Genomic DNA, 10,954 nt, shown 5'->3' with positions numbered 1-10,954 from the left:
TCCCGAAGGACAAGATCCGCTCGACTTGCATGTATTAGGCACGCCGCCAGCGTTCGTCCTGAGCCAGGATCAAACTCTCCAAATTGGTGTTTGACTTGCTCATTACTTTTTATCGCTTTTTCGCTTATCCCGAAGGATTTGCGAGGCAGTTATTACTCGTTGTTCAGTTTTCAAAGAACAATCTTTTCTTTCGTGTCGACCGCGTATTTCGTATCGGCGACTTTTATAATATATCACATTCGCCTATCTCTTTGCAAGTACTTTTTTTCGTCGTTCGACATTTTTTTTGAAATTGTCGTTTTCGCGAATGTGCTTGCTGTAAAAGCGGCGAGTATTAATATATCATCTGACGTTTGTTGAAGTCAAGCATGTTTTTCAGAAATTCATAATCAATAAAAAAAGCACTTCTTTGCCACTTTAGATACAGGCAACCAAGCGCTTTATTCTTATATATACTGTTGATATTAGCTTAGTGTGTTATTCATCATGTAGCGTAATTCAAGAGCGCCGATATCTCCTAATTCATTCATAACAGCGACCTCACGAATGTACTCCCGCTTCACCAGCTTTTGCAAAATAAGCGATAAATCGACATGCAATACATTTATGGAGGAATGCGACTGCAGCTCAGCTATACTCCATGGCTCCTCGCGGCTTCCGAGTATTTTAAATAATAAAGCGCAGCTTGTTTTCATCTTGCTCATTATAGAGAACTCGCAGCCGAGCATAACTAATTGCACTCTTTGCTCCAATGTTTCCGGACTTACGGTAAGCTCCTCATAAAGCTTGTATATCCCAGGGTGAACCCGCTTCAGCTGCTTCCACACCGTGAGCTCCGGATGACGCCCTTCTTCTATAAGAACAATATGAGCCCAATGATGCAGCGCCGTTAGCACATGGCTGTATGCATCCAACAAATTGCCATCCAACAGATCCTGCTTCGCTTGCAAATAAGTTCTTAAAAAACCGGCAAACTCCGTAAACTGCTTTTGCTCCCGCATTGTCTCGGGAAACTGGAGCAGTCGTTCACGTACACTACTTAAATAGCCGTCGCGATCCACCAAGATCTCCCCCCGAACTAGCCACTCAATAATATTACGATTTTCTCCACCGGCCAACCAGTCATTCAAACTTATAGAATCAATTGTACGAATCATTACCCGCTGTCCTGAGATTTGGACATGCTCCGTCTCATTGCGGGCTTTATTTCCCTCCGCTACGACGAGTACTAATGAATCTAATCCATCAATTAAAGGATTATATGGATATGGGTTTTCAATAACAGCCAAACCGACTACATCTGGTTCGTCTCGATAGCTGTCTGCGAAGTGTGCTTTTATATGTTCCACGGGTTCCTCCATATAGCTAATCACATTTTATTACGCTATAATAAAAATCTACAGTTTTATTCTTTTTCGACAGGTTAGAGGCACTTTCCTGCTTACTAACTTAGAAAACAGTCTCAAATTCATAAGTCATTAGTCATAGGAAGGGTTTGAATGCATGAAAAACTTCTTTTTTAAGTCCGCCAAAATTAATGAATTCCGTCTCTGGGGGCTCGTTTTCACCCTGGTCGGTATGGGCGTAATGATACTCGGCACAGCCGGCATCGTTTTCTGGGGACAGACCGGCAAAATTATCGCTGCAATCTTCATGGTAATCGGCATGATCTCCTTGCTCATCAGTGTAGCCGTCTATTTCTGGGCTGGCATGATGTCGACAAGCGCCACGATGCTGCAATGTCCTGAATGCGGACGTCCAACCAAAATGCTTGGGAAAACCGATCGCTGCATGTACTGCAAAACGATGCTCACGTTGGATCCTGCTCAAGCGACGCATAGTTCGTCTGAACAGCAAGTTTAACAAACGAAACGCAACGGCAGACGCCACGCTTTAACGGAAAGCTCGTTTCGCGATGAAATATAAGCCCTCTCCAAGAAGCAAAGCTGATAAATTCTTATATTTCAAAAAAGAAACGCCCCCTTCGCAAAGGGGGCGTTTCTTTATGAAATAAGTGCAATCGCTATTATAAATAAATTATGGCCTAGTCTTAATGGCTTTGTCGATCGTTTCCCAAATGGATGCCGTTTGGAACGATCGCTGCCACGTTGCGGCGCCTGCTAAATTATACTTGCGAACAAGCGCGACCCGAGCCTTCATGGATACATCATCCTCTATCCAAATCCGGTTCAAAGCGCCGCCTTCCTTATATTCCACGTAATGCTGACCTGCCGCTGCGTCAAGCACCGGTTTCAGCTTCTTCGCGCTAATTAATTCCTTTACTTGCTCCATTCCGACCGCTTTCGAAGTGACTGCTATTTTGCCGTCTACGCCCTTCTTCTCCGTCCATATTCGGGTATAGAGCGGCATACTAAGAATAAGCTTGCTTGGAGGAACGCCATCCTCATTCATAATACGAACGAGTGAGCTCTCCGTCCAAGGCAAGGAAGCGACTGAACCCGACTTCGGGCTCGACGCCCAATGCTCGTCATAAGCCATTACCATCATATAATCGGCTATCCTGCCTAACGCTGCGCGATCAAGAAACAGTGACCACATTTCGCTATTCGATTTCGGTGTTACATCAATCGACACAACCAAGCCTTGCTCGTGGAGCAGCGGTGTCAGCTCGCGAACAAACTGCACAAAGTTGGCCTTATCGGAGGTATGCACATTTTCGAAATCGATATTAATCCCCTGCAAACCATAAACTTCGGCAAAAGCAATTAGCTGCTGTATCATGAAAAATCTCGTTTCCACGGTTGCTAATGCTTTTGTTGTACGGTCCGGCTCAAAATCATTGCTGAACAGCGCCCAAATTTGCATGCCTTGCTGATGCGCCCATTTCACGTATGCAGAATCAGCCTTGCCTTTAATCGTCCCTTTATCATCTGCCAATGCAAACCAAGTAGGGCTAACTACATTTACACCCTGCATGGGACCGATCGTAGAGGTATCGATTTTCCGGTCATAGACAGCTTCCCATGTCATATTAATTTTGTTGCCAAGCACCTTCCAAGCAATGAAAGCAGGATCACGCACTTGATCTGGCATTTGATCAATCGTCGTCAGCTTCACGTCTTTTTTGTTAATGAAGCCAGTCAGCCCGCTGCTGCTTTGAACAAGCAGCCACCCATCCTGCTCCTTCCAAATTCTAACCGTTGCCGATTGAGGCACCTTCTCTACATAGGGCGCTCGAATGGTCGGCTCGTTTCGAATGGCTGCTCCCTTCTCACTTGCTGCTTCAGCAAGTTGAACCGCGTCTCCCGCTGATAGCAGCGTTACGATACCCGTCTCCTGCACGAATTCCACTTGTAAGCCGTATAGCTCCTTCAAGGGCTCTGCCGGAATGTAGACGGTCCCGTCAGATGTTTCTGCGGCAATCGTTAAATTATAAGGCTTTTGATTAATCGTTGCCGTTAAAGAGTCTGTCTTAAGATGAAGTACCTTATTAGCCGTCGTCAAAATAATGGAGCCAGAATCCGGTTCATACCGGATAGGCTTGTCCTCGCCCAACACTTGCTGCACCGCGGAAAGAGGCAGCTTTACTTCTTTATTCTCAATAATGGCCCCTTGCTCGGCCTCTATACCTTGAATGATGACCGGGTATTCGGAATGATAGCCGGGATCAACCATTTCACTATTCGGAATAAAACGCATGTACCCATACCAGCAAAAAGCACTTATTACCCCCACAATAAAGAAAAAAAACAAGCTCCGAACACCTCGGCTGTCTCTTCGACGTGGCGCCCGGTTGTGAATCGTTTCCAAGTCATCACTCTCCTGTTTGGTACTTTATGACTATAAAATTGCCATAATAAAAAACGTGCAGATTAGCGTTTATCGCTTCCCGGCACGTTCCTATTGGCTTAAAGCCAATTATTTCGCTGATTTACTATTGCATGTAGAGCAAATACCGTATATTTCCATCCGGTGGCCTTCAACCACAAACCCCGTCACGCGTGATGCAGCACGCTCAACCTCTAGCAGAGGCGGATAATCAAAGTCGACGATTGAACCGCATTTTTTACAAATGGCATGATAATGATCAGATAAATCCGAATCAAAACGGCTAGAATCATCGCCATAAGTCAGCTCACGCACTAATCCAGCTTCTACAAATAAACGCAGATTGTTATATATGGTAGCTACGCTCATGCTCGGATACAAGGGAGAGAGCGCTTTATAAATTTCATCTGCAGTCGGATGAGACATCGAGTCCATCAAGTAGCTTAATATGGCGTGACGTTGCGGGGTCATTCGGACGCCATTCATCTTCAGTTGCTCCAGTGCTAAGTTAACGCTGGCTCCCATTCCCCTCACGCCCTTCCTAAGTAGTTACGACTATTGTACGTTCTCATTTGCGAGTTTGTCAATGAAAGCGCCTTTTTAGGAAAGCCCAAATTGTTTGATCGCAATGCTGTTGGTGGCGTTAATTTGGATCCGGTAAGTGCCCTTGCCCATTGTGCCTCTTATCGTTTTTTTACTCACCTCAAGCGGCAGCTCGGTCGTAATATTACCGAAAGTTACCGATCCGTTAACCGTGAAATGGCCATCCATTGGCATGGCAAGCTTAATCTCGCCGACGGAGCTGTCCAAATCCCAATCACCGCCTACTTTGGCGCTGCTTAGCTCAATGCTGCCATTAAGGGTATCCGCTTTTACAGAAGCACCTGCACCGTCCATTTTGATTTTACCGTTTTTCGTTTCGGCTTCAATGTCACCCTTAATCTCCTTGATTTCCAAGCTTCCATTGAGCGTATTGGCAAAAAGCTTGCCTTGAATCGACGCAGCCGTAATCGTGCCGTTCTTCGTTTCAAGACTGCTGTCCCCAATTATGCCAGTCACATTTATACCGCCATTGTTACCTTTGACGGAAACCGAGCCATTAATGTTGCTAACGGCAATTAATCCGCTATTGCTTCGAATGTCGAGACCTCCAGGCAGCGTTAGGGACTTGATATCGACTGAACCGTTTCCTGATTCCACCTTCAGCTTTAACGCCGACTTCGGTTCTTCCTCGGTTTCTGGTGTTTGCTCAGACATATCGTCTAGACTTGTATCCGGTACTTCAAGAGCGTCCGTCGCCGTCTGCTCGCTAGAATCGATCGGAATTCCAGTTGTGTTTGGCTTCTCCAACCCGGCAGCGCTTTCCAAGGTCAAGGGTGATGTTGCAGGCGCCTCATCCACTTCCAGCCGATCAGACAGGGACATTGGCACCGTGATGATCATATTCATTCTCGGCTTCCTGCTTCCGTTAGCTCCGAATGATTGGCCTTTAGCCTCAAACGTCATCTCTGCTCCTGGATTAATTTTCACTGTGGATTGTTCTGCTACGGCATCAGCTTCCGCTTTGTCGGTCAAATCAACCCATACCGCTGTCAGAAGCTCGATCTCCTGCACGTCGCCCGAACGAACGGTTACTTGTCCATTCGGATTTACGATGCGTATTAACGATGCCTCTTCATCCAGCGGAACTTTAATGATTGCCTTGTCGTAGCGGAAACCCTTCTCTTCGCCATATTCCGCAGACCCGTTCAGATCAACGTTAAATTGATCCAACCAGCGAAAAGGAATATCCGCGTATTGCGTTACGACGTATGCAGTCAGCGTAATCGCTAACGCAACCATTCCGCCTGCGACGTCAAGCCTGAGCTTCTTTTCCATTCCATTAAACTTTACGCTAAACAATATGATTTCAAGGCCTAATAAGATAAATATGACCGGCCACCATTGTCCAAGTAGCGAAATATCATTCCGACCTTGAATTTGGTCCCACAGAAGCAATGCCCCCACGGTTAGGACAAGCGCAGCTGCCGTAAAACGTCCTAGCTTAAACATAGATACCGATCCTTTCCGTGAACGTAACAGCAACGTAATTGAAGCAATTATTAAAATTGGGCCCACGCACAGCTCCGCAAGCTCATTCATCCAGGGCAAAATCGCTTCGGGAGGCTTTACTAAAATAAGCATAAAGCTTCCCGCTGTTAAAAGTAAAATACCATGCATGCGGCTTAATGCAACGGGGCTGTGATCCTCTGCTTCCGTGCTCTGCAAAGAATCAAACACGCTAATGAAGTAAAAGACTGGCAGCATGATACCTAAATAAACGATAAGCAGTAAATGGCTGCCTCCATCCGAATCGGCCAGCCGAACAATCGCCGTTAAATCCAGCAGGAAGGCGGCAATTAGCAGCAAACCCTTCGGATGCTGTCCTGTATACATATGACCTGCTCCTGGCAAAGCAAACGCAAATAATACGGTGAGCAGCCTGTTTTTGGTTCGTTTTATTCTGAGCTGACCCAACGCACACCCTCCAAATGCTTTATTTTGTCAAGCAGCATAAGCAGCGCTTCCGATTTCGGCAACGTAATATAGACCTGCAGCATTATCTGGTCGCCTTCTCCATCGCCATCGCACTCCTCCAGCAGTATTTTCCGAATGATGATTTTATGCTCCGTCAGCAATCCATTTATATCAAGCAAAGCTTGAGACAGGTCATTGGCTTTTATTTTGAGCAGATGCGCTCTCTTTGTGCTTATATACCTTTTCTCCAGCTTATTGAAGGCCCATAACGTAACCAGCACCATAATCGTTGCTGTTGCCGATGCGAAATAGAAGCCCGCTCCGACAGCCAAACCAATAGCAGACACGACCCAGAGCGAAGCTGCTGTCGTTAAGCCAGTTATCGATTTCCCCGTAAATAAAATTGTGCCGGCTCCGAGAAAGCCAATGCCGGTAATGACAGCCGCGGCTAGACGCGCAGGGTCGACCCTTACGTTCGGCTCATCAACAAAAGCAGAAAAGCCGTACATGGAGAGAAGCATAAGCAAGCAAGAGCCTAAACAAACCAAAATATTCGTTCGCAGTCCTGCCGCATGATTCGACTGCTCGCGCTCGAACCCTACGAGACCGCCTAGCAGCAGGGCGAGAAGCAGCCTCAGCAAAATGTGCATTTCACTGATGTACCAAGGATTATGAACTGTATTCAACACCATACGCGATCCGACCTTTCTCTACACGTTATTGTAACATAATTATATGCGGCAATTGGAGCTTACAGGTCTCATGTCCATAACGATGATCAAAAAGAAAGACGCAGCTCATCATAGCGATGAGCCGCGTCTTAACGTGCAGATGCACTTATTTCAGCCGCTCAACAAGCAGCTTATTTACAAGTGCAGGATTTGCTTTACCTTTGGATGCCTTCATGATTTGTCCAACCAGGAAGCCAATCGCTTTCTCTTTGCCGGCTCTGTAATCCTCGACCGATTGCGGATTCGCTTCTATGATCTCATTTACAATAGATTGAATTGCGCCTTCGTCGCTAATTTGAACGAGGCCCTGCTCCTCAACGATTTGCTGCGGCAGCTTACCTGATTCCAGCATAGCTTTGAATACGGTCTTGGCAATTTTTCCGTTGATCGTTCCTTTCTCAAGCAGGCCGATCATTTCGCCAAGTCCTTGGCCCGTTATTTTCACATCGGAGATTTCTTGGCCGTTCGCATTCAAATAGCCAAGGAGATCACCCATGATCCAGTTCGAAACGGCTTTGGCATCCTTCGTATAGGAAAGGCTTTCCTCGAAAAAGTCCGCAAGCTTCTTAGATGAAGTAATAACCTCCGCATCATAAGAAGGCAGACTGTACTCAGACGTATATCTCGCTTTGCGGGCATCCGGCAATTCTGGAATCGTAGCACGGATGCTTTGCTTCCATTCTTCGCTGATATGCAGCGAAACGAGATCCGGGTCCGGGAAGTAGCGGTAATCATGAGCTTCTTCCTTGCCGCGCATAGAGAAGGATTTGCCGAGCGCATCGTCGAAACGACGAGTCTCTTGGATCACTTCACCGCCGCTGTCGAGAATTTCCGCTTGGCGGAACTGCTCATACTCAAGGCCGCGCTGAACGCCGCGGAAGGAGTTCATATTTTTGAGCTCGGCACGCGTACCGAATTCTTTCTGTCCGTAAGGACGCAAGCTGATGTTCGCATCACAGCGCAAGCTGCCTTCTTCCATCTTCACGTCAGAAACGTCGCAATACTGCATAATCGCTTTGATCTTCTCCAAGTAAGCCTTCGCTTCCTCGGGAGTGCGAATATCCGGCTCGGATACGATCTCGATAAGCGGCGTACCGACACGGTTAAAATCGACAAGAGATGCATATCCGCCGTCAACGTGGGTCAGCTTGCCCGCATCCTCTTCTAGATGCAGTCTAGTAATGCCGATTCGCTTCGTCTCACCATTCACCTCGATCTCGATCCAACCGTGCTCGCCGATCGGCTGATCGAATTGCGAAATTTGGTACGCCTTAGGCGAATCCGGGTAAAAGTAGTTTTTACGGTCAAACTTGCTGATGTCGGCAATTTGACAGTTGAGTGCCATTGCCGCCTTCATTGCATATTCAACCGCTTGGCGGTTCAATACCGGCAACACGCCGGGATGTCCAAGACATACTGGACAGGTATGGGTGTTCGGCGGCGCGCCGAAAGCCGTAGAGCAGCCGCAAAAGATTTTACTATTCGTATGCAGCTCCACATGGACTTCCAGCCCGACAACCGTCTCGTATTTGTTCGGTTCAGACATTCGTATCGATCCCTTCGTAAACGTATATAGATCCGCTTATAGCTGCGGACGTTGTTTATGATGCTCCGTGTTCTGCTCGAACGCATGAGCGGCGCGCAGCACCGTCGATTCGTCGAACGCTTTCCCGATAATTTGCAGGCCGATTGGCAAGCCATCAGCGGAACCGCAAGGAATACTTATGGCAGGAACACCCGCCAAGCTAACCGGTATCGTACAAATATCGTTTAAATACATCGTCAACGGATCGCCAACCTGCTCCCCGATTCGGAAAGCCGGTGTCGGAGCCGTTGGTCCGATGATAAGATCATATTCATTAAACACTTGGTCAAAATCCTGCTTAATAAGCGTGCGCACCTTCTGTGCCTTCAAATAGTAAGCATCATAATAGCCGGAGCTAAGCGCATACGTACCGAGCATAATGCGGCGTTTTACTTCAGGGCCAAAGCCTTCGCTGCGTGACTTCTTATACAAATCGATCAGATTCGATGGATTGTCCGCACGAACGCCATAGCGTACGCCGTCAAATCGGGCCAGGTTAGAAGAAGCTTCCGATGAAGCGAGCAGGTAGTAAGTAGCGATCGCATATTCGGTATGCGGAAGCGAAACCTCTTCCCATGTCGCACCTAGCGATTCGTACACGGCTAAAGCCTTAAGCACCGCTTCCTTCACACGCGGATCGATGCCCTCACCAAGGTATTCCTTCGGCACGCCGATGCGGAGGCCCTTAACATCCCCCGTCAAAGCGGAGGTGTAGTCCGGAATGTCCACATTGGCGGAGGTAGAGTCGCTTGCATCATAGCCGGCAATGGCTTGCAGCACATAAGCGGAATCTTCCACATTTTTGGTAAGCGGGCCGATTTGGTCCAGAGACGATGCGAAGGCAACTAGTCCAAAGCGTGAAACAAGACCGTAGGTCGGCTTCAAGCCGACGATGCCGCAATACGCTGCGGGCTGACGTATCGAACCGCCCGTGTCAGAACCAAGCGAGAAGTATACCTGCCCTGCAGCAACAGACGCCGCTGAGCCGCCGCTTGAGCCGCCAGGCACGTACTCTGTATTCCATGGATTGCGTGTTGGGAAGTAGCTCGAGTTCTCATTCGAACCGCCCATTGCGAATTCATCCATATTCAGCTTGCCGATCGTTACCGATTGAGCAGCCTTTAGCTTGCGAACGACGGATGCGTCATAAATCGGATTATGATTGCTTAAGAACTGGCTCGCACAGGTCGTCAGCAAGCCTTCCGTCACAATGTTATCCTTAATGCCCGCCGGCAGTCCAAACAGCAAACCGCGTTCGCCGCCTTCTTGCAATTGCTTATCCAGCTTGGAAGCCTGCAAGCGTGCGTTCTCTTCATTCAATGTAATAAAAGCCTGGATAGCAGGCTCGGTTTCCGCAATTCTCGCATATGATGCGCTAACCAGCTCAGAAACGGATAGTTCCTTATTGTTAAGCTTGTTATGTACATCCTGCAGGCGCAAATCAAACAGTGCCAACAGTAGTTCCTCCCTTCAATTAAAACCCATTCTTATTATTCAAGCACCGCAGGTACTTTAAATTGTCCATCCTCATCATCAGGCGCGTTCAGCAGCACCTTCTCGATCGGCAGCGACTGGCGTTTCTCATCCGCACGCATGACGTTCGTGATTGGCAGCACATGGCTGGTCGGCTCGACATTTTCCGTATCCAAGCCGTTAAGCTTTTCCGCATATTTCAAAATAGCATTGAGCTGATCCGTAAATTGATCCTTCTCCGAATCGGAAAGCTCTAACCGCGCCAGTCTGGCGACATGCTCTACATCCTTGGGCGTAATGCTCATCTGGTATTCTTCCTTTCCTATTCCTGTAATCATTCTTCCTATTATATCTCACTTGTAGGGCGAACATCAATGTAAACGGCAAGTTGCCTTTTGCACAAAAAAAAGACTGTCCCGAAGTCAGCAAGGTGACATACAGAACAGTCCGCTATGCGCGGCTGTGGATTAAATCCAAGCCTTTAAATTAACTTGACGAATAAAGTCCGCTGGACTGAGCGGTTCCTTGCCTGCATTCTCCGGTTCCGGTTCTGGCTCATTCCCGCCGTTCATAATGCGTTTAAACAATTCCTCGTTGTGCGTAGCCAGCGCAAAATCGATAAGCGCTTCCCGCTCAATGCGGTCAACTTCATCTTGAATAAGCACTTCTTCAAGCTCCACGTCTTCATCGGGAATAAGAAAGTTCCGGTTGGCCGAAGGGACTCTCAGCACATAATCAAATACATTATCCGCATTACGGTCGTACGCTATTATATAACCATAATCCCCGATGGGAAGGTTTTGTTCATATTGGTCAGCCACTATGACGACCTTTGTACCTAGTTGTAGCATCGTCCTCA

General features: G+C 47.6%; 10 protein-coding genes and 1 rRNA gene. 1 reads left to right on the top strand and 10 read right to left on the bottom strand.

Annotated features, from left to right (window positions below):
* Positions 1-85 (bottom strand): 16S ribosomal RNA (locus tag AC0YNZ_RS18265); the annotation flags it as partial.
* A gap of 379 nt (positions 86-464) precedes the next feature.
* Positions 465-1,349, bottom strand: a complete 885-nt coding sequence (locus tag AC0YNZ_RS18260; RefSeq protein WP_475827969.1) for a nucleotidyltransferase-like protein — start codon at positions 1,347-1,349, stop codon at positions 465-467.
* 154 nt (positions 1,350-1,503) lie between these two features.
* Between AC0YNZ_RS18260 and AC0YNZ_RS18255 the strand changes: the two genes are divergently transcribed.
* Positions 1,504-1,863, top strand: a complete 360-nt coding sequence (locus AC0YNZ_RS18255; protein ID WP_475827968.1) for a YgzB family protein — start codon at positions 1,504-1,506, stop codon at positions 1,861-1,863.
* A gap of 174 nt (positions 1,864-2,037) precedes the next feature.
* Here the strand turns inward: AC0YNZ_RS18255 and AC0YNZ_RS18250 are convergent, their stop codons facing one another.
* The 8 genes from AC0YNZ_RS18250 to AC0YNZ_RS18215 all read right to left on the bottom strand — a co-directional run bounded on the left by AC0YNZ_RS18250 (position 2,038) and on the right by AC0YNZ_RS18215 (position 10,946).
* Positions 2,038-3,771 carry a glycosyl hydrolase family 18 protein gene (locus tag AC0YNZ_RS18250; RefSeq protein ID WP_475827967.1) on the bottom strand — a complete coding sequence of 578 codons (1,734 nt, stop codon included), beginning with the start codon at positions 3,769-3,771 and terminating at the stop codon, positions 2,038-2,040.
* A 108-nt stretch (positions 3,772-3,879) separates the two neighbouring features.
* Positions 3,880-4,314 carry a peroxide-responsive transcriptional repressor PerR gene (gene perR / locus AC0YNZ_RS18245; RefSeq protein WP_475827966.1) on the bottom strand — a complete coding sequence of 145 codons (435 nt, stop codon included), beginning with the start codon at positions 4,312-4,314 and terminating at the stop codon, positions 3,880-3,882.
* Between the two features lie 75 nt (positions 4,315-4,389).
* Positions 4,390-6,225, bottom strand: coding sequence for a DUF4097 family beta strand repeat-containing protein (locus AC0YNZ_RS18240; RefSeq protein ID WP_475827965.1), 1,836 nt, complete (start codon positions 6,223-6,225; stop codon positions 4,390-4,392).
* Positions 6,226-6,287: 62 nt separating this feature from the next.
* Positions 6,288-6,998 (bottom strand): MgtC/SapB family protein, encoded by a 711-nt coding sequence (locus tag AC0YNZ_RS18235; protein ID WP_475827964.1) that lies wholly within the window; start codon positions 6,996-6,998, stop codon positions 6,288-6,290.
* A 145-nt stretch (positions 6,999-7,143) separates the two neighbouring features.
* The gene (gatB, locus tag AC0YNZ_RS18230) at positions 7,144-8,583 is read right to left on the bottom strand and encodes an Asp-tRNA(Asn)/Glu-tRNA(Gln) amidotransferase subunit GatB (RefSeq protein WP_110772646.1); all 1,440 of its coding nucleotides are present in this window, start codon (positions 8,581-8,583) and stop codon (positions 7,144-7,146) included.
* Positions 8,584-8,619: 36 nt separating this feature from the next.
* The gene (gene gatA, locus AC0YNZ_RS18225; protein ID WP_475827963.1) at positions 8,620-10,077 is read right to left on the bottom strand and encodes an Asp-tRNA(Asn)/Glu-tRNA(Gln) amidotransferase subunit GatA; all 1,458 of its coding nucleotides are present in this window, start codon (positions 10,075-10,077) and stop codon (positions 8,620-8,622) included.
* Positions 10,078-10,112: 35 nt separating this feature from the next.
* Positions 10,113-10,400, bottom strand: a complete 288-nt coding sequence (gatC, locus tag AC0YNZ_RS18220; protein WP_110772644.1) for an Asp-tRNA(Asn)/Glu-tRNA(Gln) amidotransferase subunit GatC — start codon at positions 10,398-10,400, stop codon at positions 10,113-10,115.
* 162 nt (positions 10,401-10,562) lie between these two features.
* Positions 10,563-10,946 (bottom strand): ATPase, encoded by a 384-nt coding sequence (locus tag AC0YNZ_RS18215; protein ID WP_110772643.1) that lies wholly within the window; start codon positions 10,944-10,946, stop codon positions 10,563-10,565.
* Between the last annotated feature and the right edge of the window lie 8 nt (positions 10,947-10,954).

It is taken from the genome of Paenibacillus sp. J2L1-98, assembly GCF_056269405.1.
The sequence above is the reverse complement of the archived record's forward strand: the minus strand, read 5'-3'. Positions and strand labels throughout refer to the sequence as shown.